At 62.1% G+C, this 24,003-nt stretch carries 30 protein-coding genes; 17 read left to right on the forward strand and 13 right to left on the reverse strand.

All coding sequences use genetic code 11. The annotated features are described in order from the left end of the window. Positions 1-51: 51 nt before the first annotated feature. Positions 52-228 carry a CsbD family protein gene (locus NKH41_RS11375; protein ID WP_352771806.1) on the reverse strand — a complete coding sequence of 59 codons (177 nt, stop codon included), beginning with the start codon at positions 226-228 and terminating at the stop codon, positions 52-54. Between the two features lie 139 nt (positions 229-367). On the opposite strand from NKH41_RS11375, the gene NKH41_RS11380 reads away from it, so the two are divergent. Both NKH41_RS11380 and NKH41_RS11385 read left to right on the forward strand, forming a co-directional pair. After that, positions 368-1,036: a glutathione S-transferase family protein gene (locus NKH41_RS11380; RefSeq protein ID WP_352771808.1), complete on the forward strand. Its 669-nt coding sequence runs from the start codon at positions 368-370 to the stop codon at positions 1,034-1,036. A 77-nt stretch (positions 1,037-1,113) separates the two neighbouring features. After that, positions 1,114-1,869, forward strand: a complete 756-nt coding sequence (locus tag NKH41_RS11385; protein WP_352771810.1) for an SDR family NAD(P)-dependent oxidoreductase — start codon at positions 1,114-1,116, stop codon at positions 1,867-1,869. A gap of 19 nt (positions 1,870-1,888) precedes the next feature. Here NKH41_RS11385 and NKH41_RS11390 read toward each other — a convergent pair whose 3' ends face one another. Continuing rightward, positions 1,889-2,740: a LysR family transcriptional regulator gene (locus tag NKH41_RS11390; protein WP_352771812.1), complete on the reverse strand. Its 852-nt coding sequence runs from the start codon at positions 2,738-2,740 to the stop codon at positions 1,889-1,891. A gap of 97 nt (positions 2,741-2,837) precedes the next feature. Between NKH41_RS11390 and NKH41_RS11395 the strand changes: the two genes are divergently transcribed. Further along, positions 2,838-3,299 carry a RidA family protein gene (locus NKH41_RS11395; protein WP_352503389.1) on the forward strand — a complete coding sequence of 154 codons (462 nt, stop codon included), beginning with the start codon at positions 2,838-2,840 and terminating at the stop codon, positions 3,297-3,299. Between the two features lie 74 nt (positions 3,300-3,373). Next, the gene (locus tag NKH41_RS11400) at positions 3,374-4,165 is read left to right on the forward strand and encodes an SDR family oxidoreductase (protein ID WP_352771814.1); all 792 of its coding nucleotides are present in this window, start codon (positions 3,374-3,376) and stop codon (positions 4,163-4,165) included. 312 nt (positions 4,166-4,477) lie between these two features. On the opposite strand, the gene imm45 is transcribed toward NKH41_RS11400, so the two are convergent. Beyond that, on the reverse strand, positions 4,478-4,819 hold the full coding sequence (gene imm45 / locus NKH41_RS11405; RefSeq protein ID WP_352771816.1) for an Imm45 family immunity protein: 342 nt from the start codon (positions 4,817-4,819) through the stop codon (positions 4,478-4,480). A 689-nt stretch (positions 4,820-5,508) separates the two neighbouring features. Here imm45 and NKH41_RS11410 point away from each other — a divergent pair. The 5 genes from NKH41_RS11410 (at position 5,509) to NKH41_RS11430 (ending at position 7,251) form a co-directional block, all read left to right on the forward strand. Then, on the forward strand, positions 5,509-5,718 hold the full coding sequence (locus NKH41_RS11410; protein ID WP_010915421.1) for a cold-shock protein: 210 nt from the start codon (positions 5,509-5,511) through the stop codon (positions 5,716-5,718). Positions 5,719-6,061: 343 nt separating this feature from the next. Beyond that, on the forward strand, positions 6,062-6,289 hold the full coding sequence (locus tag NKH41_RS11415) for a hypothetical protein (protein WP_023677608.1): 228 nt from the start codon (positions 6,062-6,064) through the stop codon (positions 6,287-6,289). Then, on the forward strand, positions 6,289-6,696 hold the full coding sequence (locus NKH41_RS11420) for a hypothetical protein (protein ID WP_352503387.1): 408 nt from the start codon (positions 6,289-6,291) through the stop codon (positions 6,694-6,696). The genes NKH41_RS11415 and NKH41_RS11420 overlap by 1 nt, the downstream gene beginning before the upstream one ends. A 1-nt stretch (position 6,697) precedes the next feature. Beyond that, entirely contained in the window at positions 6,698-6,862 is a 165-nt protein-coding gene (locus NKH41_RS11425) for a hypothetical protein (RefSeq protein WP_023722752.1), read from the forward strand. Positions 6,863-6,912: 50 nt separating this feature from the next. Further along, positions 6,913-7,251 carry a YkgJ family cysteine cluster protein gene (locus NKH41_RS11430; RefSeq protein WP_352503402.1) on the forward strand — a complete coding sequence of 113 codons (339 nt, stop codon included), beginning with the start codon at positions 6,913-6,915 and terminating at the stop codon, positions 7,249-7,251. A 38-nt stretch (positions 7,252-7,289) separates the two neighbouring features. On the opposite strand, the gene NKH41_RS11435 is transcribed toward NKH41_RS11430, so the two are convergent. After that, positions 7,290-8,210 (reverse strand): AraC family transcriptional regulator, encoded by a 921-nt coding sequence (locus NKH41_RS11435; RefSeq protein ID WP_352503386.1) that lies wholly within the window; start codon positions 8,208-8,210, stop codon positions 7,290-7,292. 99 nt (positions 8,211-8,309) lie between these two features. Between NKH41_RS11435 and NKH41_RS11440 the strand changes: the two genes are divergently transcribed. Together NKH41_RS11440 and NKH41_RS11445 are read left to right on the forward strand one after the other, a co-directional pair. Then, positions 8,310-8,801, forward strand: coding sequence for a nuclear transport factor 2 family protein (locus NKH41_RS11440; RefSeq protein ID WP_352770802.1), 492 nt, complete (start codon positions 8,310-8,312; stop codon positions 8,799-8,801). Positions 8,802-8,887: 86 nt separating this feature from the next. After that, a complete protein-coding gene (locus NKH41_RS11445) occupies positions 8,888-9,499 on the forward strand; it encodes a LysE family translocator (protein ID WP_352684918.1) in 612 nt (203 codons plus the stop codon). 26 nt (positions 9,500-9,525) lie between these two features. Here NKH41_RS11445 and NKH41_RS11450 read toward each other — a convergent pair whose 3' ends face one another. From NKH41_RS11450 to NKH41_RS11460, 3 genes are read right to left on the reverse strand one after another with little or no spacing between them, the layout of a single operon-like run. Then, positions 9,526-9,912, reverse strand: coding sequence for a nuclear transport factor 2 family protein (locus tag NKH41_RS11450; RefSeq protein WP_352569753.1), 387 nt, complete (start codon positions 9,910-9,912; stop codon positions 9,526-9,528). Between the two features lie 16 nt (positions 9,913-9,928). Next, positions 9,929-10,375: an OsmC family protein gene (locus NKH41_RS11455; protein WP_352771819.1), complete on the reverse strand. Its 447-nt coding sequence runs from the start codon at positions 10,373-10,375 to the stop codon at positions 9,929-9,931. A gap of 49 nt (positions 10,376-10,424) precedes the next feature. Further along, positions 10,425-11,435: a zinc-dependent alcohol dehydrogenase family protein gene (locus tag NKH41_RS11460; RefSeq protein WP_352932618.1), complete on the reverse strand. Its 1,011-nt coding sequence runs from the start codon at positions 11,433-11,435 to the stop codon at positions 10,425-10,427. 95 nt (positions 11,436-11,530) lie between these two features. Between NKH41_RS11460 and NKH41_RS11465 the strand changes: the two genes are divergently transcribed. Then, entirely contained in the window at positions 11,531-12,130 is a 600-nt protein-coding gene (locus tag NKH41_RS11465; RefSeq protein WP_352771820.1) for a TetR/AcrR family transcriptional regulator, read from the forward strand. Positions 12,131-12,376: 246 nt separating this feature from the next. Here the strand turns inward: NKH41_RS11465 and groL are convergent, their stop codons facing one another. Continuing rightward, the gene (groL, locus tag NKH41_RS11470; RefSeq protein WP_352541606.1) at positions 12,377-14,032 is read right to left on the reverse strand and encodes a chaperonin GroEL; all 1,656 of its coding nucleotides are present in this window, start codon (positions 14,030-14,032) and stop codon (positions 12,377-12,379) included. 62 nt (positions 14,033-14,094) lie between these two features. Further along, positions 14,095-14,391, reverse strand: coding sequence for a co-chaperone GroES (gene groES / locus NKH41_RS11475; protein WP_006203049.1), 297 nt, complete (start codon positions 14,389-14,391; stop codon positions 14,095-14,097). 217 nt (positions 14,392-14,608) lie between these two features. On the opposite strand from groES, the gene NKH41_RS11480 reads away from it, so the two are divergent. After that, positions 14,609-15,544 (forward strand): bifunctional helix-turn-helix transcriptional regulator/GNAT family N-acetyltransferase, encoded by a 936-nt coding sequence (locus NKH41_RS11480; protein ID WP_352772808.1) that lies wholly within the window; start codon positions 14,609-14,611, stop codon positions 15,542-15,544. 40 nt (positions 15,545-15,584) lie between these two features. Here the strand turns inward: NKH41_RS11480 and NKH41_RS11485 are convergent, their stop codons facing one another. Together NKH41_RS11485 and NKH41_RS11490 are read right to left on the reverse strand one after the other, a co-directional pair. Continuing rightward, entirely contained in the window at positions 15,585-15,755 is a 171-nt protein-coding gene (locus NKH41_RS11485) for a BBE domain-containing protein (protein ID WP_352772806.1), read from the reverse strand. After that, on the reverse strand, positions 15,752-16,246 hold the full coding sequence (locus NKH41_RS11490; protein ID WP_352772803.1) for a hypothetical protein: 495 nt from the start codon (positions 16,244-16,246) through the stop codon (positions 15,752-15,754). Before NKH41_RS11490 ends, NKH41_RS11485 begins: the two co-directional genes overlap by 4 nt. 135 nt (positions 16,247-16,381) lie before the next feature. Here NKH41_RS11490 and NKH41_RS11495 point away from each other — a divergent pair, with 135 nt between their 5' ends. From NKH41_RS11495 to NKH41_RS11510, 4 genes are all read left to right on the forward strand, one after another. Then, positions 16,382-16,861: a MarR family winged helix-turn-helix transcriptional regulator gene (locus NKH41_RS11495; RefSeq protein ID WP_352772800.1), complete on the forward strand. Its 480-nt coding sequence runs from the start codon at positions 16,382-16,384 to the stop codon at positions 16,859-16,861. Beyond that, positions 16,858-18,036 (forward strand): HlyD family secretion protein, encoded by a 1,179-nt coding sequence (locus tag NKH41_RS11500; RefSeq protein WP_352772798.1) that lies wholly within the window; start codon positions 16,858-16,860, stop codon positions 18,034-18,036. Before NKH41_RS11495 ends, NKH41_RS11500 begins: the two co-directional genes overlap by 4 nt. 304 nt (positions 18,037-18,340) lie before the next feature. Continuing rightward, positions 18,341-19,876: a DHA2 family efflux MFS transporter permease subunit gene (locus NKH41_RS11505; RefSeq protein ID WP_023674328.1), complete on the forward strand. Its 1,536-nt coding sequence runs from the start codon at positions 18,341-18,343 to the stop codon at positions 19,874-19,876. A 173-nt stretch (positions 19,877-20,049) separates the two neighbouring features. After that, positions 20,050-22,737, forward strand: coding sequence for an EAL domain-containing protein (locus NKH41_RS11510; protein ID WP_352772795.1), 2,688 nt, complete (start codon positions 20,050-20,052; stop codon positions 22,735-22,737). 43 nt (positions 22,738-22,780) lie between these two features. Here NKH41_RS11510 and NKH41_RS11515 read toward each other — a convergent pair whose 3' ends face one another. Then, entirely contained in the window at positions 22,781-23,299 is a 519-nt protein-coding gene (locus tag NKH41_RS11515; protein WP_352541602.1) for a CAP domain-containing protein, read from the reverse strand. Positions 23,300-23,534: 235 nt separating this feature from the next. Further along, a complete protein-coding gene (locus tag NKH41_RS11520) occupies positions 23,535-23,990 on the reverse strand; it encodes a MarR family winged helix-turn-helix transcriptional regulator (protein WP_352453713.1) in 456 nt (151 codons plus the stop codon). Positions 23,991-24,003: the final 13 nt, after the last annotated feature.

The raw sequence follows: 24,003 nt of genomic DNA on the forward strand, positions 1-24,003 counted from the left end.
GGTCAAAAAAGGCGGCCGAGCCGCCTTTTCCTGGTTCACGAAGGGCCGGCGTCAAAGCGCCTTCTTCACCTTCTCCTTCACGTCGCCGTAAGCCTTCTGCATCTTGCCGGTCGCTTTGTCGACGTCGCCTTCGGCCTCGGCGCGCCTGTTGCCGGTGGCCTTGCCGGCGGTCTGCTTGACCGAGCCCTTGGCTTGCTTGCAACCTGATCCTTGTTCACCATCTCGCATCTCCTGAACCGTTCGCCTGGAGAAGCGGTCGCGGATCGCTTAGGTTCCGGGTTCTGCCCGTCGATTGGGATAGCTTCCGGCCGCGAAGCCGACAGGATAGGGTGCGCGAGAAGCCCGAACAGACAGGGCCGGAGGGACAATGGCTGAATTCACGCTCTTCATCGGCAACAAATGCTTCTCGTCCTGGTCGCTGAGGCCATGGCTGGCGATGAAGCATCTGGAGATCCCGTTCGAGGAAGGTCTTGTGCGCCTGCGCACGCCCGAGACCGCGGCCAATCTGGCCAGGATATCGCCGACCGGCCAGGTGCCGGTGCTGAACCATCGGCTGCCGACTGGCGAGGTCCGGATCGTCTGGGAAACCCTTGCCATCCTTGAATATCTTGCTGAGCTGTTTCCCGAGAAAAAGCTCTGGCCGGCCGACATCGGCGCTCGTGCGCTGGCCCGCTCGGCGGCGACAGAGATGCATTCGGGCTTTCGCGAGGTCCGCTATAGCTGGCCGATGAATTTGCGCCGGCCGAAAGGCCACAAGCCGCTCGACGCCGAAGGTGAGGCGCAACGGGCGCGCATAGAAGGGCTATGGCGCGAATGCCGCGAAAAATACGGCAAAGGCGGGCCGTTTCTGTTTGGCCGTTTCACCGCGGCCGATGCCATGTACGCGCCGGTCGTCACCCGCTTCGACACCTATGGTGGCACGCTGGCGCCCGACACCCGCGCCTATGTCGACGCCGTGCTTTCGATGCCGGCGATGCGGCACTGGTATGCCGAGGCGGCGAAAGAGCCTTGGCCGGAGCCCGGCCCAGACGAGTAGAGCCGAGCAAAGCCGGTCTTCCACTTCGCGGCCCGCGGCCTATCTGAAGATCGGGCAGGGGCCTTGGAGACTTCACAATGACTTCTGTTTCTTCCGCACTGGCCGGCAAGGTCGCACTCGTCACCGGCGCCTCCTCGGGCATCGGCGAGGCAACGGCTGTGGCGCTCGCAGCCGCCGGGGCCAAGGTGGCGATTGCCGCACGCCGCGCCGATCGTCTCGAAGCGCTGGCCGCACGTATCGAAAAGGCCGGCGGCACGGCGCTCCGCATCGAGGCCGACGTCACCAGCAACGACGATGTCACCGCCATGGTCGACAAGGTTGTCACCGAATGGGGCCGCCTCGACATCCTCGTTAACAATGCAGGTGTCATGCTTCTGTCGCCGGCCGCCGAGGCGATGCTCGACGACTGGCGCCGCATGATCGAGCTCAACCTGCTGGCGCTGATGGGCGTCACCAAGGCGGCGCTGCCGCATCTGAGGGCCGCCAAGGGTCACATCGTCAATGTCTCGTCGATCGCCGGACGCGTCGCCAATCCCGGCGCCAGCGGCTATGCCGCAACCAAGTTCGGCGTCGTCGGCTTTTCCGAATCGCTGCGCCGCGAAGTCTATGCCGATAAGGTTCGCGTCACCGTCATCGAGCCTGGCCTTGTGCGCACCGAACTCGGCGACCATGTCACCAACCCGGCGGCGAAAGCCGGGCTCGACCAGCGGCTCGCCGCCATGGAGGCGCTGACCGCCGAGGACATCGCCGCGGCCATTCTCTACGCCGTGGGCCAGCCGGCACACGTCAACGTCAACGAGATCGTCATCCGCCCGACCGACCAGGAACGGTGAACGGCGTCAGATATTTTCGCTACGCCTCAAATCCCGCCCGCAGGAAATCGCCACACTCCTCGACCAGCCGCGACGGGTCCCCCGCGAGGTAGACGCCGAAATCCGCCATCGGCGCCGACGGCAGGTTGAAGCGTCCGTTGAGGCTTTGGCAGTCGGGCGGCAGTCCTTCCTGCAGCAGAAGGCCGATGCCAAGCCCGGCCCTCAGCGCCGAGATCAGCGTCGCGAAAGTCGACACGCGGCAGCCGATCTTCCAGCCGATCCCGGCCTCGGCGAGCGAGGCCAGCATTCTGTCCTGCCAGGAGCAGGCGCCTTCGAAGATGATCAGCGGAAGCTCGACCTCGTCATCGATCTCGATCATGCGGCTTGCCGCCCAGACCAGCTGTCGTGACACATGGCCTCGCGGCGCCATTGTGAAGCGCGCCGGATCGGCCATGACGATGTCGCATCTTCCTTCGCCCAGCGACTTGCTGAGATCGCTGCTGCTGGCCGATGTCAGCTCGATCTCAACGGAGGGGTGCCGGCGGCGGAATTCGGCAATGATCAGCGGCAGCCGCGTCACCGCCAAATCCTCGACGATGCCCAGCCGGACACGGCCGACCAGCCTGCGGCCTTCTATTTCGCGCCTGGCATCGTCGCCGATCGCGATGGCCTTGCGGGCGAAGGCGAGCAGGATCTCGCCGGCCTCGGTCAGCGTCACGCCGCGCGGCGAACGGCGCAGCAGCTCGGCTCCGACTGCACCCTCGAGGCGCTGAAGCTGCATGCTCACCGCCGCCTGGGTGCGGGCAAGCCGATCGGCCGCCCGGCTCACCGTTCCCGTGTCGGCCACGGTGACGAAGGCGCGCAGCAGCCTGACGTCGATATCACCAGTCATAAGAATTCCTGATAGCTGTGTCAGCACTATCAGGCTATCCGAAAGCCCGATCTGAATTCAAGGTCCGCTCGCGCCAACGAAAACAGGAGCAGCCACCTTGTCCTACAGAAGAAGATTTGAGGAGTTCGGTGTCGCCTGGCCGTCGCTTGAGCGGCCCGTTTTGCCGTTCTCGCCGACGGTTCGGGTCGCCGACATCGTCTATGTCTCCGGTCAGATCCCCGAGATCGGGCAGGAGATCGCTGCGATCGGCCAGGTCGGCAGGGAGATCGATCTGGCCGCGGCGCGGAACGCCGCCCGGCTCTGCGCGGCCAACATCGTCTATTGGCTGGACAAGGGACTGGACGGCAATCTCGACCGCGTCGTGAAATTCGCCAAGCTGACCGTCTATGTGAATGCGGCGGCCGGCTTTTCGGCCTATTCGGAGGTCGGCAACGGAGCATCCGAATTTCTGCTCCATGTTTTCGGCGAGCGTGGCGAGCACGCCCGCTGCTCGCTCGGCATGGCCGGCTTGCCGGCCAATGTTCCGGTCGAAGCCGACGCTATCGTGCATGTTCGCTGATGCACGCCCAAAGCATGGCCTCGGGCCTGATCCCGAGGCTGCGCAGTGAAACAAAAACCAGGAGGAGACTTGGCTTGATTAGCGCAAATCTTGAGGGGCGGAAGGCGCTTGTCCTCGGCGGAGGCAAGGGCCTCGGTTTCGGCGTTGCCGAAGCGCTCGCGGCGAAAGGCGCCGAGATCATCCTGGTCGGACGCGGGAAGGAGACCCTGGATGCGGCGCGGTGCGCGATCGAGTCCGCCAGCCCCGTCTGCTCGACCTTCAGCGCCGATCTTTCCGACAACGACAGCGTCTCCCGGCTGATCCGTGCCATCGAGGACGAGCATCAGCGGATCGACATCGTCCTGCTCAATGGCGGCGGCCCGCCGCCCTTCGCGGCCAGCGTCTTCGATGCGAGCGTCTGGGAAAAGCAGTTCACCAGCATGGTGCTGAGCCAGATGCGCATCGCCATTTCTTTCCTGCCAGGCATGCGGGCACGGCGCTGGGGACGCATCATCGCCGTTTCCTCCACGTCCGTCCGCGAGCCGATCCCCGGGCTTACCGCTTCGAACGCGCTGCGTGCGTCGCTCGCCGGCTGGGCCAAGACGCTGGCCGGCGAAGTGGCGGCGGACGGCGTCACGGTCAACCTGTTGCTGCCGGGCCGTTTTGCGACGGACCGGACGAAACAGTTCGACGCCATGGACGCCGCCGACAGGGGTGTCGACGCTGCTGTGATCGCCGCCGAGAGTCAGGCCGAAATCCCGGCAAAGCGCTACGGCACGCCCGCTGAATTCGGCGCCGTTGCCGCATTCCTGGCCAGCGCCGCCGCCGCCTATGTCACCGGCGTGGCGTTGCCGGTGGATGGCGGGCTCAGCCGCGGCATGCTGTGAGGAGCAGGGGCAGCGGCGCGAATGGTCGCATCACACAGGAACGCCCCTCGTGCCTTTTATCTGCGCGGGGGGCGTCCTGTTTGTCGTCCGCCTTTTCTCAAGATCGCTCTTTCGAGAACGGCTTTCGACACCGAAGAAAATGCTCCGGCGCCAAAATGGTTCCCGGCTAAGTGGCTTCGGCTCGCCCGGCTTTCGCTCTCCAATATGCCTGCACGGGCAGTCGCGGCGCCCTCGGCGAGTGTGACAAATCGGTAGTGTCTCAGTTTGAATTTTCAGAATTGGGCGGAAGGCTGCCCGACATGTCAAAGGGCATCACTCGTCTGGCAGCCGCTCCGGCCGCACTGGCGCCTCCTTGGATACCCAAACTTGGCTTGGAATAGAATGACCGATCCATTCGCGCCAATGCGAGGCGAGCCACTTGGGCGATATTGCCACTGCCCCTTCTGCCTTCGCTTCTTTTGGCAGGTAAACGAGCACGTGACCTGCGCCATAGCCGCTGCACCGTACAAGACCCAGACCTGATGCCTCAGACGTTTCAAACAGCATGTACTCTCGGATTTCCTCTACTGGAGTTCGAGCGCGGAAGCGGAACACCGCGCCACGGTAGAGGAGATCGTTTTCCCCTAGTGAACTAAGGGTGGTCCAAGTCAGCATCCTGCCCCTAGACTTCGCCGGTGTTCTTCTTGTATGGGCCCGCGCGACCCGGCTTCGGCGCAACGGCGTCCATCTTCTCGCAAAGATCGGCCATTGACCAGAGCGCCTCGGACTGCCGCCATGGCTGGCGACGTCTTATGCGTCTTATAAATGTGAATGAAGTTGATGCGGACTGCATTGCCGATCACGTCGGCCGGGCGCTTCTGGCCTTTAGGTCCGGTCGGCATTGTTCAAGTCCGCCAACTCGGCTTCTGCCTCAGCTAGCTCCGCTTTATATTCGGCGATCTTCTCAGGCGTTGGTTCCCATATTTCCGGGTCACCCATTGTCAGAGCGCGGATCATAGCAGTTGCCGCAGTTACCCGCGCTTCCGCCGCCTGTCGCAGGAGCGAATTCACAAGGTCGTTCGTTTCGTCTGGTTGCTCACTCATACGGCGAGCGTATAGGACAGAGCGTCGCAACGCGACAAGAGAGGCGTCAAATTTCAAACTGCGACACCACCGACAAATCAAAAAAATTGACACAGCGCGCAAAGAAGTCTATAAGAATTTTGTCGATATTTGTTTGACCGACTTTTGTTATCCGCGTGCTTAGGCGCGCCTTTGGCGAACTTCCCCCATCAAAATCGAGACAAACGTTGTTGTGCATCCGCATGACGGCGAACGAATATTTGCCATGGAAAGGGTTCGTTATGAGCACAGGCACAGTTAAATGGTTCAACGCCACCAAGGGTTTTGGTTTTATTCAGCCTGACGACGGTTCTGCCGACGTTTTCGTCCACATCTCAGCCGTCGAGCGCGCCGGAATGCGCGACATCGTCGAGGGCCAGAAGCTTGGCTACGAGATGGTCCGCGACAACAAGTCGGGCAAGATGTCCGCCGACCAGTTGAAGGCGGCCTAAAACGGAATTAAGCCTCACCGGTGACCACGGATGTACTGGCACCGGTGAATGGCAAATTCCAGCGCACGATCGCGGGGATTTTAAGTCCCGCTCATGCGCATGAGAAGAACGTTTCTTTGCGCGTCTCTCGGGATGCGCAGGCGCTCTTATGGAAGGTCAGGCGGTGCCTGGCCTTTTTCATTTTTGCGCTTCGACCGCCGAAAGAGCGCTGCTCGACGGCCCGGACGTGCTAAGGACGTTCCAGCAATTTGAAACCGGCTGCCGTATTGCTTTGTGCGGGATCCTGGCCGAAAGACCAGTCTCGCCACTTTTCGGCGGCGTGCTCCGACCCGGGAGAAAGACCTTGACCGCAACTTCAAAAAAACCCCGCGACCAGGCCGAATCCATTTTCAGCAAGACGCGGACCCAGTCGATGTCGCTCGACCGCATCAATTCCGAACGGGATGCCGTCAGCCAGGCCCGCGAAGCCAAGACCGCGCGGCTGCGCGAATTGCGCCTGGAGAAGGAAGCCGACGACATGGCGGCGGCGGTTGCGCTCGCGGCCTCGCCGAAACGCGCAGGCAAACGCTGATGGCCACCAAACGCGTGCCTCAAAAGGCGATCGCCGCAGATTCGACCATCGCCGATGTCGTGGGCGAACTAGACAAGCCGGTCGAATATGTCCGGCGCGTGCTCGAAAAGCTCGAGCGCTGCAGGCGTGTCCACGGCGATGCCCAGGTTCGGCTCGGCGTGCGCGGTCGTGCCGAATGCCCCAATTATCTGATCGAATACGTCCGGGAAAACACCAAGACCCGCGAGCGCGTGACCTTTCAGGATGCCGCCTACAGCGGCAGCACGCATCGCGAGCTGGCGCCCCGGCACATCGAGGAAGCCAGGAACTGGTCGCCCGAAGAAATGAACATCACGGCCGTTTCGGCGCTTATCGGCCGCCTTCGCAATCCGAATGCGCCATCATCGCGTTTCTCTGACGAGGATTGATATGGCAATCAAGTTTTCCGCCAAGGGCCAGCCGGCAGCGCCTGCTGCCGCCGTGAAGCCGGCCAAGCCGGCGGCCGCGCCAAAAACCGGCGAAGCCGCCGAAGCGGGCACTGATCTGTTCAGGTCGCCGGCGGAAGCACCGCCGCGCAAGCCCAAGAAGAAATAGCGCCCTTGCAGCAAAATGCCGACCGGAAATCTGCGCCAAGGCTGCTTGCCCTGGCGGTCGCAGAGGAGTTTTCGTCGCCACAAGAGGGCGTCGGTCCGATTGCCTTCGATTGCCAGACCTGTGGCGCCTGCTGCGCCTACTCGTCCAGATGGCCGCGCTTCTCCACCGAGGATGACGCGCAGCTCGACCTTATCCCGCAAAAATACGTGGCTGCCGACGAAGCCGGTATGCGCTGCGACGGCGCGCGCTGTTCGGCACTGTGCGGCGAGGTCGGCAAGTCAACGGCCTGCGGCATCTACGACATCCGCCCCGACGTCTGCCGCGCCTGCATGCCGGGCGATGACGACTGCCTGATGGCGCGCCGGGCTCACGGACTGCCGACGCTGTAATGGCGGCCCTCGGGCTGGCGTCTCACTTTTGAAATTCCTCAATCAGATGAGCGAAAGTCGCTGCGGTAGAGGCCGGGTGATCGTCCGGTCAACCGTTTGAATGCCTGCGAGAACGACGGCACCGATTCATATCCGACGGCGCGCCCGATCTCACCAATGTTCTGGTTCGTTTCCCGCAGAGCCCTGGCGGCAAGGTTCATCCGCCACCGGGTCACATAGGATAGCGGCGGCTGTCCTACCAGTTGAGCGAAGCGACGCGCGAAGGTGGCCCGCGATTGTGCTGCGCCGCTGGCAAGGGAAGCGATGGTCCAGGGATTGCCCGGCCGCTCGTGGATCAGGCGCAAAGCCTGCGCAATGCCTTTGTCGCGCAAGGCGCCAAACCATTCCCCTGTTCCGAGTGGCTGATGTTCGATCCAGGCACGCAACAAGAAGATCAACGTGCTGTCGAGAAGGCGTGGGGCGACAATGTCGTGGCCGCCGAGATCGCCTTTCGCTTCGACCTGCAGAAGTTCCAGGGCAAGCCGCAGCGGCTCGCTGGTGCCAATCTGATTTCGGGTCAAATGGATCAGCGGAGGAAGCAGCGAAACCATCGGGTATGGCCCGACGCCGTCGAGTGAATATCTCGCACAAAGAAGAGTTGTCGCGTCGCTCTCGCTTTTCGGTTCCAGTCCGCTCCGATTTGCGGAAAGGACGGCGGATATCGATGCCGTCGGTGCATCCGCCGGATTGCAAAGGGTATGCCCGATACCGCTCGCGACAAGGATGACATCTCCCTCGCCTAAGCGGATCGGCTCCCTTTCACCGGCTAACCGCAGCCAGCATTCGCCGTTCTGTATGACGTGGATGGCGGCATTCCTTGTCGGATCGACTGAAATGCCCCAGGGCCGATGCAGGGTCGCGCTGCCGATCATGGCGCTGCCAAATCTCAGCGAAGCAAGAACTTCGGACAAGGCGTCCATGAGAACCATCCTCCGACAATGAACCAGATGACGATATTAGACGATTGGATAAGAATCTAGGCGAATAGCGTATCGACCATCTCACAAGCGTGGCTGATCATGTTGGCAATATCGGCCTGCGGACGCCCCTGTCCACGTCGGGCAGAAGCAGGCACCTCACGGAGCAAAAACATGCGTGACGAACCATCAAATCCAGTTCCAGCCAAGATCCATAATTCGCTCGAGACCAACAAAACGATCGTCCTGGACTTCATCGACAAAGCAGTAAACCAGGGCAACATCGAAGCTGCTTCGACGCATTTTGGCGAACGCTACATCCAACACAATCCGAACATTGCGGATGGTGCGGACGGCTTCAAAGCCTATCTGCAGCAGCTCAAACAGTCATTTCCCCTCGTAAGGGGAGAGGTGAAGCGGATTTTTGCCGAAGGGGATTTCGTCATCGTGCACATGCACGCAAAACGCGAACCGGAGGAGGAGGGCCTGGCCATTGTCGACATTTTCAGGCTGAAGGACAGCAAGCTGGTCGAACACTGGGAAGTTCGGCAGCCTATTGCCGATAGCAAGCTGCACGCCAACAGCATGATCTGAATGCGCATAGGCTCTCAGGTTGGCTTGTGCCCGCACGTTTCGCTGATTAGGCTGCCGGCGGCAGGGCCAGCACCGGGAGACCATCCGTGAGCATCGAATTTCTATTGACGTCGCTGATTGTCGTGGCTTCGCCCGGTACCGGCGTTCTCTATACGCTGAGCGCCGGGCTCTCGCGTGGTGCGCGCGCCAGCATCATTGCCGCTTTCGGCTGCACGCTCGGCATCATTCCGCACATGGCGGCCGCCATCACCGGCCTCGCGGCGCTGCTGCATACCAGTGCCGTCGCCTTCGAGACGCTGAAATATCTCGGCGTCGCCTACCTGCTCTACATGGCCTGGAACACGCTGAAGGAGAAGGGTGGCCTGAGCGTCGAAGAAAATGTTGCGCCGCGCTCGGCCGGCAAGGTGATCACTTCGGGCATCCTCATCAACATCCTCAATCCGAAGCTGTCGATCTTCTTCTTTGCCTTCCTGCCGCAATTCGTCAGCACCACCGAACCGCATGCGCTGTCGAAGATGCTGGAGCTCAGCAGCATCTTCATGCTGCTCACCTTCGTGGTCTTTGTCGGCTACGGCGTTTTCGCGGCGTCAATCCGCAGCCATGTCGTGTCGCGGCCAAAGGTGCTGACCTGGATGCGCCGTACCTTCGCCGGAGCCTTTGTCATGCTCGGCGCCAAACTGGCGCTGGCGGACCGGTAGACAGGAAGGTCGCGGGCAGCGCAAATCTATCCCTTCACATAGCCCATGGCCTCGACAATCTGCCCGTCCGCCACGCGCATCAGGTTGACGCCGCGCAGCGAATTGCCGTCGGCCATCCAGTAGCGCCAGCGGATCGTCGCCCGATCACCGGCGACGAAAGTTTCTTCAATGTCGAAGCGCGTGCCGGGTCCGGTTGCGATCGCCGACCACAGTTCGACGCAGGCGCCCTTGCCGATGCGGCGGGCGCCGTCCGGGGCCGGCGTGGTGTTCTCGATCACGCAATCTTCCGCCACCAGATCGTCGAGCGCCGACGGGTCGTGGCGCTGGAAGACGTCGTTGTAGCGCCGCATGATCTCGGCCGTTTCGGCGGAGCGTTTGGCGGCGGCGATGTCGATGACGAGTTCCTGTGTCATTGGATATTCCTTCCCTTCAGTGATCGGTAGCGGTTTCGATGAGGCGGGCCTTGAGCGTGATCACTGCGACGCCGGCCAGCGCCCGCGACACGAGGCAGCTCTCCTTGGCCGTCTGCGCCAGCCGCTCGAACTCCCCCGCCGCCAGCCCGGCGACGCTTGCCTCGGTCTCCAGCTCGATGCGGGTCAGCGTCGGTCCGGCCGCGGTGGCGCCGAGATGCGCTTTGGCGATCGTGTGGATGCGTGCGGGAGTGTAACCTTCGCGGCCGAGGACGGCGCTCAGCGCCATCGAGAAGCAGCCGGCATGCGCCGCCGCAATCAATTCCTCGGGGTTGGTGCCGGGACCGTTCTCGAAACGCGACGGGAACGAGTAGGCGCCTTCGAAGACGCCGCTGCCGAGCTTCAGCCGGCCCGAACCTTCCTTCAACGATCCCTGCCATTGGGCCTTTGCTTCACGAATGGTCATTGTGTCTCTCCTTTGATTTGAGGGTCGATCAGATTTTGGGGCGGACCAGTCAGGCGCTGTCGACGACCACTTTCCCGAAGACGTCGCCTTGCTGGAAATAGCGATAGGCGTCGTTGGCCTCGTCGAAGGCGAACACCTTGTCGATGACAGGCCTGAGGCGATGCACCGAGATGGCGCGCAGCATGGCTTCGAGGTTGGTGCGATTGCCGACGAACAGGCGGCTGATGGTGGCGAGGCTGCGCTGGTAGACCGGGCCGGGGATCTGCACCGTCCCGCCTTTCGCATCCTGTATGGTGAGAAGCACGATGCGCCCGTAAAGCGCGCAGGCGATCATCGATTGCGCGAAGGTCGGCGGGCCGCCGGTCTCGACGACGAGGTCGATGCCGCCGGTCTGCTCGCGCACCGCAGCACCCCATTCCGGCATGTCGGCGGTCGAGACGACGAGGTCGGCGCCCAGCGCCCGCAGCCGGTCCAGCTTCTCGTTGCGCGAGCTGACTGCCACGACACGGCAGCCGAGCAGCTTGGCGAATTGCAGCGCAAATAGCGCGACGCCACCTGAACCGATGACAAGAACCCATTGGCCGGGCTTCGGCATTTCGGCCGCCGTCACGGCATTCCAGGCGGTCAGGCCGGCGCAGGTTAGTGTCGCCGCTTGATGCGAGTCGAGATGATCGGGAAGCCGCACCGCCCATTGCTCGTCGAGCACGGCGTATTCGGCCAGCATCCCGTCCAGCGTGCAGCCAAGCTGGTCGATCAGACCGGCATTGATGCGGCCATCGATCCAGCGCGCAAAATAACTGCCGGTGACGCGGTCGCCGACGGCAAAGCGGGTGACGGCCTCGCCGACCGCAACGACTTCGCCGGCACCATCGCTCAGCGGAACGACCCCTTGGCGCGGCGCCAGTGGATAGCTGCCGTTGAGGATCATCGTGTCGCGGCGGTTGAGCGAAGCGGCGCGGACACGCACGACGATCTCGTGCGGCTTCGGCGTCGGCTGCGCCTCGTCGCGCATCACCAGGCACTTGGTCCCGCAGGTTCCTTCAAGACGATAACTGCGCATTTGCCTCTCGATATGTAGACTGATCTACATATTATGTAGACCGATTGTCATATTCGAGGCAAGGCCTATAATGCTCACTCCTGACAGAGGTTGACATGGCGAACGACACCCGTACCCGCATACTCGAGACCACGGGGCGCCTGCTTCGGCAGCGCGGCTATCACGGCACTTCGCTCAACGACATATTGAGCGCCTCAGGCGCGCCGAGAGGCTCGCTCTATTTTCATTTTCCGGGCGGCAAGGACCAGCTGGTCATCGAGGTGACGCGCGACAGCGTCGAGGACGTCTCGAAAAGGCTGGGCGAGGCCCTTGCGGCCGAAAAGGACCCGGCGGTGGCCGTCCACCACATCTACCAGTCGGTCGCGCGCATGCTGGAAGACAATCGGTTCACGCTCGGTTGCCCGATCGCGCCCGTGGTCTTGGACTCGCCGATCGACATGCCGGAACTGGCCGAATTGTGCCGGTCCGCCTTCGAGCAATGGATAGGCTTGCTCAGGGCGGCCTTCGTCAGGGCAGGGGTGCCCGAGCGACGCGCGCACGCGCTGGCATTGCTGGTCGAATCATCGCTTGAAGGACTGATGGTGATCGCACGCGCCACCCACGACCGCGCCCCGGTGCTGGCGGTAGCCGATGAGGTCGCGGCGCTGATTGAGGGGGCATTGCCGGCCAAGAGTGCCGCTGCCGCGGTGCATTGACGTTTATGCCTTCATCGCATCGAAGGCGGCGCGGCGTTCCGCCAAAAGGGCCAAGGCTGCAGCTCGACGATTCATGTTCTGCGCCGCCGCGCCGCCTGGAAGCAACGGCATGGTAGCCGAACAGACGCGTCCTGCGGGATACGCGCCTGCTTACTTGGGATCGGACGGCCTCTCAATTTCCGCCACATCAACGAAAAAGGGCGGCATCGCTGCCGCCCTTTCCGTAAGCTTGCGAGATTGGCTGGATTAGAAGTCCATGCCGCCCATGCCGCCCATGCCGCCGCCGCCCATGCCGCCAGGCATGCCGCCGCCAGCCGACTCCTTCTTCGGAGCCTCCGCGATCATGGCTTCGGTGGTGACCAGCAGGCCGGCGACCGAGGCCGCGTCCTGCAGGGCTGTGCGCACAACCTTGACCGGATCGACGATCCCCATGGCGATCATGTCGCCATATTCGCCGGTCTGGGCGTTGTAACCGAAGGTCGCGCCCTTGTTCTCAAGGATCTTGCCGGCAACGATCGATGCTTCCGCACCGGCGTTGGCCGCGATCTGGCGGGCCGGAGCCTGCAGCGCGCGGCGCACGATGTTGATGCCGGCGGCCTGGTCGGAGTTGGCGCCGGTTGCCTTGATGCTCAGCGAAGCGCGCAGCAGTGCGACGCCGCCGCCGGGAACGATGCCTTCTTCGACGGCCGCGCGGGTCGCGTTGAGGGCGTCATCGACGCGGTCCTTCTTTTCCTTGACTTCCACTTCGGTCGCACCGCCGACGCGGATGACGGCAACGCCGCCCGCCAGCTTGGCGAGACGTTCCTGCAGCTTCTCCTTGTCGTAGTCCGAGGTGGTCTCCTCGATCTGCTGCTTGATCTGGGCGACGCGGCCCTGGATTTCGGCCTTCTTGCCGGCGCCGTCGACGATGGTGGTGTTCTCCTTGGAGATCGACACCTTCTTGGCGCGGCCGAGCATGTTCAGGCCGACATTCTCGAGCTTGATGCCGAGGTCTTCGGAAATGACCTGGCCACCGGTGAGGATGGCGATGTCTTCCAGCATGGCCTTGCGGCGATCACCGAAGCCCGGCGCCTTGACGGCAGCGATCTTCAGGCCGCCGCGCAGCTTGTTGACGACCAGCGTGGCCAGGGCCTCGCCTTCGACATCTTCCGAGATGATGACCAGCGGCTTCGAGGTCTGCACGACGGCCTCGAGGATCGGCAGCATGGCCTGCAGATTGGAGAGCTTCTTCTCGTGGAGAAGAATGTAGGCGTCTTCCAGATCCGCAACCATCTTCTCGGCGTTGGTGACGAAGTAGGGCGAGAGATAGCCGCGGTCGAACTGCATGCCTTCAACGACTTCAAGCTCGGTCTCGGCGGTCTTTGCTTCCTCGACGGTGATGACGCCCTCATTGCCGACCTTCTGCATCGCTTCCGCGATCATCGAGCCGACCGACACGTCGCCATTGCCGGCGATGGTGCCGACCTGGGCAACCTCTTCCGAGGTCTTGATCTTCTTGGCGTTCTTGATCAGCGTCGCGACGACGTCGGCGACGGCGAGGTCGATGCCGCGCTTGAGGTCCATCGGGTTCATGCCGGCGGCAACCGACTTGTGGCCTTCCTGGACGATCGACTGTGCCAGAACGGTCGCGGTGGTGGTGCCGTCGCCGGCGATGTCGTTGGTCTTCGAAGCAACTTCGCGGACCATCTGCGCGCCCATGTTTTCGAACTTGTCCTCAAGCTCGATTTCCTTGGCGACGGTGACGCCGTCCTTGGTGATGCGCGGTGCGCCGAACGACTTGTCGATGACGACGTTGCGGCCCTTGGGGCCGAGCGTGACCTTCACCGCGTCGGCGAGGATGTTGACGCCGCGCAGCATGCGCTCACGAGCGTCGCGGGAGAATTTTACGTCTTTGGCAGCCATTTTTAGCTCCTGGCAGGGGCTTGGATTGAGCCCGAAGATTTAAACGAGGGTGAGGCCGATATTCAGCCGATGATGCCCATAATGTCGGATTCCTTCATGATCAGAAGGTCTTCGCCATTGAGCTTGACTTCGGTGCCCGACCACTTGCCGAACAGGATGCGGTCGCCGGCCTTGACGTCCAGCGGGACGAGCTTGCCGGCTTCGTCGCGGGCGCCGGAACCGACGGCGATGATCTCGCCTTCCTGCGGCTTTTCCTTAGCCGTATCGGGGATGATGATCCCGCCCGCGGTCTTGGATTCGGATTCGACCCGACGAACGACCACGCGGTCATGAAGCGGGCGGAACTTCGACTTTGCCATTTTTTATTCCTCGATGAGAATGGTGAGAACAGTTCCTCCGTCCGGCGGCGCCGGACATGTGGTTAGCACTCATCTTGGGGGAGTGCTAACGTGGCGCTGAAATAGGCTGGCAGCTCGTGCGAGTCAAGGCGCCCGCTGGGCATAATCAGGACAATTGCTTCAAACGGATACTTGACCAAGTCAACTAAATCGCTGATCTTGCCGGGAGGAGGATGCCATGACCATTCATCATCACCCAGGCAAGGAGCGGATCGACGCGGTGCGAGCCTTCAACCGCTTCTACACCCGCCAGATCGGGCTGCTCGACGAAGGGCTGCTGAAAAGCACCTTCTCGCTGACCGAGGCGCGGGTGCTCTATGAGCTGGCGCATCGCGATGGCCTGACCGCCACCGACCTTGCGCGCGATCTCGGCCTCGATGCCGGTTATCTCAGCCGGCTGCTGAAGAAGTTCGAGGAGCGTGATCTGGTCGAGCGCGCCACGATCGAGGCGGATGCGCGGCGCTCGTCGATCGCGCTGACCAAGGCCGGGCGGCAGGCCTTCGCGCCGCTGAACCAGGGTTCGCACGACCAGGTCGCGGCTTTGCTCGAACGGCTTTCGGTTGCCGAACAGGACAGGCTGGTCAAGGCCATGCAGACGGTGCAGCTTCTGCTGGGCGGAAGCACCGAGCCCAAAATTCCCTATATGCTGCGGTCCCTGCAAGTCGGCGACATCGGCTGGATCATCCATCGGCAGGGCCTGCTCTACGCGCAGGAATATGGCTGGGACGAAACCTATGAAGCGCTGGTCGCCGAAATCCTCGGTGCCTTCGTCAAATCCTTCGATCCGAAATGGGAACGCAGCTGGATCGCCGAGCGGGACGGGGAGGTCGTAGGCTCGGTCTTCGTCGTGCGCCAGTCGGACGCGGTGGCGAAGTTGCGCCTGCTCTATGTCGAGCCGTCGGCGCGCGGCCTCGGCATCGGCAAGCGGCTGGTCGAGGAATGTATCGGCTTTTGCCGCGCCACGGGTTACACGACACTGACGCTGTGGACCAACGACGTGCTCGCCGCCGCCCGCCACATCTATGAGGCTGCGGGCTTTAAATTGACCAACGAGGAGCGCCACCATTCCTTCGGCAAGGATCTGGTCGGCCAGAACTGGAATTTGGAGCTGTAGCGGTGCCGCAGAATTTCGAGCATCAGCCTGGGGCGGTCGCTCAGGCCGCAGGCTTAATGTTTTGGTTCAAGCGAACGAAATTGGTGGGATCATACTTGTTCTTTAGTGCGGCCAATCTCGGATAATTCTCGCCGTAAGCCGCCAGAACCCGATCAGTGCCCTCTTCGCCGAGATTGTTCGCATAGACGCCGCCGGTCGAGAACGGTCTCATTGCATCCCACAGGTCGCGCGCCCATCGGATGTGCGTTTCGTCGTCAGACGGATTGTCCCAGATCGATATCGGGAAGCAATCGTAAAGTGCATCTCTGTTGGCGAGGGCGTTCCGTCCATCGGTACTCGCGAGATGGCGCCGCCAACCTGCTGCAGGACCAGAAGCGATTCGCTGGGTGCAGTCATGTAAGTCGCAAGCATGGTATCGATCGCCTGATCTGTGATTTCGCGCATGAACTGCGCCTTCCAGTAGTAGCGCCGCCCGCGCGGAAAGAGGCTGTCCCCGGCCGATTGGATTTGAAGATAGGGGACAGGAGCAATCCGGCGCTCAACTGGCGTGCCATACTCTCTCAGAGGTTGAATGATTTGCTGGCCTTCGTCGAGTGGGCCGATGTAGCACGCCGATATGCTGAAGAAGCGTTCGCCCGAGGGCGCCGTCACAAGCGCTGCATCCAGGCTCAGCTCATCCGGGGCGCCGCTCGAGAACCGCATCGCTTCGCGTTACAAGCGCCCGGCGTAATAAATTGCTAACTACGATCGCCCTGCACCAACTGCCATGCACACTCGCCGGCTTCTGGCACAATCCGGCTCCTTGAATTATGAGCACGCTTATTATATACGTCGCTCATGGTTTCCGACGGCATCGACAGATTAGGCTTTGTGATCCACGACGTGCAGCGCCTGATGCGCAAGCGCTTCGAGGCGCGCGCCAGTGGTTTCGGCCTTTCTTCAGCGCAATGGCGGCTTCTGGTACGTGTCGCCAAGGAGGCGGGTGTCGCGCAGGCGCGGCTTGCCGAGCTTCTTGAGATCGAGCCGATCAGCGTCTCGCGTCTTGTCGATCGCATGGAGGAGGGCGGCTGGATCGAGCGCCGTCCCGACGCAACCGACAGGCGAGTGCGCATGATTTTCCCGACCGCCAAGGCAAACGCGGCCTACACCCACGTCAAGAGCCTTGCCGGCGAGGTCTATGAGGAATCGCTCGTTGGCGTTTCGCCGGAAGATCGCCGCGTCCTGGTCAGGGCGCTGGAGACAATGGTGCAGAATCTTGCAGATGGTGAGGCGCCGCCCTCGGAAAAAGTGAAGAATACGGAAGGCACAGCAGCATGAACGCGGTAGCCAAACTAGATGAGAATGCGGCCAAGCTGGAGATGGAAGCTCCCGCGAAGCCGGCGGCAGCTCCGGTAACGGTCGCTCCGCAGATAGCTCCGGCGCCGGTGGCGCCGAAGCAGAAGCGCCGTGCCGGCCGCTTCCTTTTGATGTTTGTGCTGCCCGCTGCGTTGATCGCCGGCGGCAGCTATGTCTGGGTGACCGGCGGCCGCTATCAGGAGACCGAGAACGCCAATCTGCAGCAGGCCAAGGTGTCGATAGCCGCCGATACGGCGGGCCGCATCGTTCAGGTCGACATTTTCGACAACCAGTCTGTCAAGCAGGGCGACGTGTTGTTCGCTATCGATCCCGAGCCCTACCGGATCGCATTGGCCCAGGCCGACGCGGCGGTGGCCGGCGCACGGCTCAATGTCGAGCAGTTGCGTGCGGCCTACAGCCAGGCGCTGGCGCAGGAGAAGTCCGACGAAAGCCAGGTCCAGTACGCGCAGTCGCAATATGACCGCGCCGCCGACCTTGCCCAGAAGGGCATCAACGCCAAGTCGTCTCTGGACGAAGCCAAGAACGACCTCGACAAGGCGAAGCAGCAGCTGGCCGTGGCCCAGCAAGGGATCGTCAGCGCCAAGGCGGCACTTGGCGGCAATCCCGACATCGAGACCGACAAGCATCCAACGGTAATGGCGGCGCTCGCCGCACGCGACAAGGCGGCCTACGATCTGGTCCAGACCACGGTCAAGGCACCCGCCGACGGCATCATCAGCCAGGCCGCTTCGTTCAAGGTCGGCCAGTATGTCGGTTCGGGCACGCCGCTGTTTTCGCTGGTCGAGACCGGCGACACCTGGGTCGACGCCAATTTCAAGGAAACCCAGCTCACCAACATGAAACCCGGCCAGAAGGCCGAAATCATGGTCGATACTTATCCGGGCAAGACGTTCGAAGCCACCGTCAAGGCGATCGGCGCCGGCACCGGCGCCGAGTTCTCGCTGCTGCCCGCGCAGAACGCTACCGGCAACTGGGTCAAGGTCACGCAGCGCATTCCGGTCCGCCTGGAATTGACCGATGCCGACGCCAAGGCGGCGCTGCGCACCGGCATGAGCGCGACCGTCACGGTGGACACCGGCGTTTCCCGCGGGCTGCCGAGCATTTTCCGCCGCGCCACGACAGGCGAGGCCAGGTAAAGAGGCCTGGTAGCGGCCGCATAGCAAACAGCGAGATGGATGCAGGATTGGTCCGAGGGAGGCGCGGGAAAAGTTGAATGCGTGGACGGGCTGCGCTGTAGCCTGCCTGAGCAGACAACGCCGCGCAGGATCTTCGGTCCTCAGGTTTCCGGGCGGCAGGCGCCCGCTTTGTCGAGACGCTCAGTCGATGTAACCCCCACATCGATGCTCGCGTCCCACCGCGATGAGGGTCTCTCTACAGCGGGGCCTCGCCGTCCGGAAACCTAATGTACACGTTTTTGTTACCTGCTGGAAGTTTTACGTCATGAGCAGCCCAGAACCCTTTCGCGAAGTACCGCACCGCGGCCTGATCACAGTTGCGCTCATGCTTGCGACGATCATGCAGGCGCTCGACACGACGATCGCCAACGTTGCGCTGCCGACCATGACCGGCGATCTCGGCGCCTCCCCCGACAACATCAACTGGGTGCTGACCTCCTACATCGTTGCCGCGGCGATCATGACGCCGGTGACCGGCTGGCTTGCCGACCGCTTCGGCCGCAAGGAGCTGTTCCTGACGGCCGTGGTCGGTTTCACCGTCTTTTCAATGCTGTGCGGCATCGCCTGGAGCCTTGAGACCATCGTTTTGTTCCGGCTCATGCAAGGCGTGTTCGGCGCGGCCATCGTGCCGCTGTCACAGACCTTCCTACTCGACATCAACCCTAGGGAACGCCACGGCCAGGCCATGGCCATCTGGGGCGCCGGCATCATGCTGGGACCAATCCTTGGCCCGACGCTGGGTGGCTGGCTGACCGAGAATTTCAATTGGCGCTGGGTGTTCTTCATCAACCTGCCGGTCGGCATCATCGCCTTCCTTGGCATGGCGGCATATCTTCCCAGCGTCGCCCGGCGGGTGCGCAGCTTCGATTTCTTCGGCTTCACCATGCTCTCGCTGGGTGTCGGCGCGCTGCAGCTGATGCTCGATCGCGGCGGCGAGGTCGACTGGTTTTCCTCGATCGAGATATGGATCGAGCTTGGTCTTTCCATCACCGGCTTCTGGGTATTCACCATACATACGTTGACGGCGGAGCACCCCTTTATCGACCCCAAGATCTTCCTCGATCGCAATTTCGTCACCGGGCTGGCGTTCATCTTTGTCATGGGCGTGCTCATCCTGGCGAGCATGTCGCTGCTGCCGCCAATGCTGTCGACCATCTTCGGCTATCCGACCCTCACCATCGGCGTCGTCCTGGGGCCGCGCGGTGTCGGCACGATGATCGCGATGCTGTTCGTCGGGCGGATCATGCACAGGATCGATGCCAGGATCCTCGTCGTCATCGGCTTCCTGCTGACCGCGCAATCGCTCTACACGATGTCGAGCTTTTCGCCGCAGATGGACAACTGGCTTATCCTCAGCTCCGGCGTCATCCAGGGCCTTGGAATGGGAATGGTGTTCGTGCCGCTGTCCACCGTGGCTTTCGCCACGCTCGACGCACGTTTCCGCACCGATGCAACGGCGCTGTTCAGCCTGGTGCGCAATCTTGGCTCGTCGATCGGCGTATCGGTGGTGACGGTTCTGCTGGTACGCAACACGCAGATCAACCACGCCGAGCTCTCGGCCTATATCAATCCGTTCAATCCCAACCTCTGGGCGGCATCGCCGGCAGCGGCGGGCGGCGATCCGACGGCGCTGTCGCTGATGGATCGCATGGTCAATATCCAGGCGATGATGATCTCCTACGTCAATGACTTCAAGCTGCTGATGATGATGACGCTGCTTGCTGTCCCGTTTGTTTTCCTGCTGCGCAAGCCAAAGGCTGCGCCGCCCGCCGGTGGGGCGCCTGCCGCGCATATGGACTAAGCCTCAGGGCTTACGGCAACCGCGACCGGCCACGGTTTCCGTTGCCGTGCCGGTCGCGTCGGCGTTGAGCCAGGTTCACCTGCCATTAGTATATCCGGACCAATATGCAGTCGCTTTTGGGTTGAAGGCGAGCCTCCTTTGCTTGCCTCAAGCATCAGCGGGAGGAATTGTGTTTGGCCACGAAGTCATCCAGGCAAACCGCCGACGCGCCCGAATCCGCAAATTTGACGACGCTGGCACAACTGGCGACTGCCTCATATGAGGCCCTCGAGTGCGAGCTTCGCGCCACGATTGCGGCACTTCAGGACCAGGCACTGCGGTTCCAGACCGCGATAGAGAACATCTCGCAAGGCATCTGTTTCTTTGATGCCGGTGAACGGCTGATCCTGTGCAATCGACGCTACGCGGAAATCTATCGCCTTGCCCCGGAGCAATTGCAGCCGGGTGCGGCGCTGCGCGAAATCGTCGAGCGGCGCGTCGCTGTCGGAACCTCGGCAATGAATGCGGACGCTTATCTGGCGTTGGCCCGGGCAGTCAATTCGGGCACGGCTTCGGGGAACTGGACAGCCGAGCTCGCCGATGGCCGGACAATTCAGGTCTGCCATCAGCCGATGCCTGACGGCGGCTGGGTGGCCACGCATGAGGACATCAGCGAGCTCAGCGCCAACCGCTTGGTCGTCGACGAGCGTATCTCCTTGCAGACGCTCATCGACCTGGTGCCTGACTACATGTGGGTGAAGGACACCGAAAGCCGCTTCGTCGTCGCCAACCGAGCCATTGCGTCCGACAGCGGTCGAGACAGCACGAGCGACATGATCGGTCTGAGCGACTTCGACCTTCACGCGCCGGATCTTGCGCAGAAATTTCGCCTCATCGAGCAGCAACTGATGCGCGACGGACAACCGATGATCGACGAGGAGGAGTTCGTCGTCGATGCGTCAGGCACCGGCAAATGGTTCCTGTCTACGAAACTGCCGTTGCGCAACGTTCAGAACAACATTTTCGGCCTCGTCGGCATTGCCCGTGACATCACTGCGCGCAAGCAGGCCGAAATCCTTCGCGACGGGCAGGCGCATATCCTCGAGATGATCGCAAAGAGCGCTCCCCTCGAAGACGTGCTCGAGCGGCTCATGCGTCTGGTCGAGTCCCAACTGGCGGGGATATTCGGTTCGGTCTTGCTGCTCGACAAGGATGGCAGCCACTTGCGCCACGCCGCCGCGCCGAGCCTGGCGAGAGACTACACCGACGCCGTCGACGGCGCCGCGGTAGGCCCAAGGGCAGGGTCTTGCGGTACCGCAGTCTATCGGCGCGAGCCGGTGATTGTCGCTGACATCATGCAGGATCCGCTTTGGCAGGACTATCGCGAACTCGCGCGGCCACACGGTTTGCGTTCATGCTGGTCGACGCCGATCCTGTCGCATCAGGGCGCCGTGCTCGGCGTCTTTGCGATGTATTCTATGACGGTGCGCGAACCGACCAAGGCCGAGACTCGCCTCATCGATTTCACCACGCGCATCGCCGGGATCGCCATCGAACGCAAACAGGCCGAAGACCGGATCCACTTCATGGCCAATCATGACGTGCTGACCGGGCTTCCCAATCGCGCCTTGTTGGAGGACCGGCTTTCACAGGCGGTCTTGTACGCGCAGCGATACGATCGCTGGGTGACGGTGGTGTTCATTGATCTGGACAATTTCAAATTCGTCAACGACACGCTCGGCCACAATGCCGGCGACGAGCTTCTGAAGACCGTCGCAAGTCGCATGGTCGACTGCGTCCGGGCGACCGATACCGTCGTGCGGCTTGGCGGCGACGAATTCGTCGTCGTGCTTTTCGACCAGCCGGCGAACGTCGATCTCGTTTCCGAGACCTTGCAAAAGCTCAGGGCTGCACTCGCCGAACCGGTTCGGCTCGGAGCGCATCTTGTGCGGGCGACGGCCAGCATCGGCATTGCCAACTATCCCAAGGATGGGACGGATCCCGATACGCTGCTGGCAAATGCCGACGCGGCCATGTATCGCGCCAAGGAGTTCGGCCGCGATAATTTCCAGTTTTACGCTCCGGAGTTCAACACCAGGGCGCATGAAAAATTCGTGCTTCAGGAAGAGTTGCGAAACGCCTTGGCGCGTTCGGAATTCACGCTGCTCTACCAACCGCAGGTGGACCTTCGGTCAGGTCGGGTTTTTGCGGTCGAGGCGCTGATACGCTGGAACCACCCAACGCTTGGCACGGTAATGCCGACGATGTTCATCCCGACCGCCGAGGAGACAGGTCTGATCGTACCGATCGGCGACTGGGTTCTGCATGAGGCGTGCCGGCAGAACAAAGCCTGGCAAGACGCAGGACTGCCGCCCTTGACCGTTTGCGTGAATGTGTCGGCGCGGCAATTCAGGGAGCGCAACCTGATCGATCGCATCGTCAGCGCGCTGAAGGACAGCGGCCTGGAGGCCAGGTATCTCGAGCTGGAGGTGACCGAGAGCCTTATCATGCAGGATATCGAGCTGGCGGTCGCCACCATGAACGCCCTGCAAAGCCTGGGTGTCCAGATCTCGATCGATGATTTCGGCACCGGCTATTCCAGCCTCAGTGCACTCAAGACCTTTCCCGTGGCGCGGCTGAAGATCGACAAGTCCTTCATCAAGGATCTCGCCGCCGACGAGAACGATCAGGCTGTGGCCAGCGCGGTGATTTCATTGGGGCAAAATCTCAACCTGAGGGTCATCGCCGAGGGCGTTGAGACAGATGATCAGGTTGCTTTCCTGCGCAGGAACAATTGCGACGAAATGCAGGGCTATCATTTCAGCAGGCCGGTTTGTGCGCAGGACATCGAGGAATTGCTCGGCGGCGGCCGCAAAGACTGACGGATCGGTCGCCAGCAGGCTTCCGCCGTCCAAATGGTGGAAATTATCTGCCGAGCACAAGGCACCAGTAGCGAAGCGTGCTGTCGCGGCCGTCGCGCACATAGGCGAGGCCGAAGCGGGTGAAGCGCGGGTCGAGCATGTTGCGGCGGTGGCCTGGCGAATGCACCCAGATATCGAACAGCTTCTGCTGGTCGAAGCGGCCTTCGGCAATATTTTCGGCGGCAGCGCCGGCAATGCCATTGTCTTTGACGCGCGAGGCAAAGTCCTTGCCCCAGCCGGTGGTGTGATTCATTCGGCCGCCGCGCGCCATATATCCGGCCTGCTGGAGCGCCGCCTGCTCGAGCCGGGCATCGGGGGCGAGCGGCCCCAGACCCGCCGAAGCGCGGATGCCGGCCAGCGTGCCGGCGGCGGAAGCAGAGACACCGGCGCTTTCACCGGTAGGCAGCACGGCGGTTGCGCAGGCGGTGAGCCCGGCAAGGGCGCCAAGGCCGGCAGCTCTGAGCAGCACGCGCCTGCTTAGGCTTGGTTGGACCTCGTAATTTTCGATTTTCGTAACGGTCATGCCCGCCTGACATAACCGCGATCATGGCTTTTGCCGGGCAGGGCCGTGAAAATGCGTGATGAATGGTTTCGACGCGATGACACTTTGTCAGATTGATTTCACCGCTCAATCGAAACAGGCCTGCTCGGATGGCAGCATTCGCCCAGACGGCTGTTCGGGCTCGATACTCCCAGGAGCTCGATACCCAGTCAGGCCTTCACGGACAGAGAGTTTCTTTTGCCCTACCTTTGCGGCTTCACGAGCGCTGGCGAGGTATCCTCGGTTGCAAATTTTCGCTGGGGGATATCGCTTGCAGTGACGACCGCAGCGATTCGTACGCCTGAGCACCAAGCAGCCTTCGGTATTGGTCTTCGAGACGCTGATTGAAATCGTGGACGGTCCGGATCACCGCAAGCGCCGCGTCAGTTGCAACGATTAATTTGGCCCGTCTGTCGTTCGGATCATGCGAACGCCGAACATAACCGAGGCGCTCCAGTTCATCGATCAACTCACCCATCGATGCTTTGCCAATGCCCGCACGCTCTGCGAGGACGCTGGGTCGGGTTCCTTCTGCGTCGATGTTGGCGAATACAGCGCCGTGTTTGGGCTTGATTGCCGAATGGCCGCTCTCCCGGAGAACCTGGACCAAAGCGCTCGCCGACGATTGATAAGCATAGAGAAGCAGAGACTGCGTGTAGGGCTGATTATCCATCTTTTCAAACTTA

It is taken from the genome of Mesorhizobium sp. M1169, from assembly GCF_040318345.1.
In the GTDB taxonomy this organism is placed as follows: domain Bacteria; phylum Pseudomonadota; class Alphaproteobacteria; order Rhizobiales; family Rhizobiaceae; genus Mesorhizobium.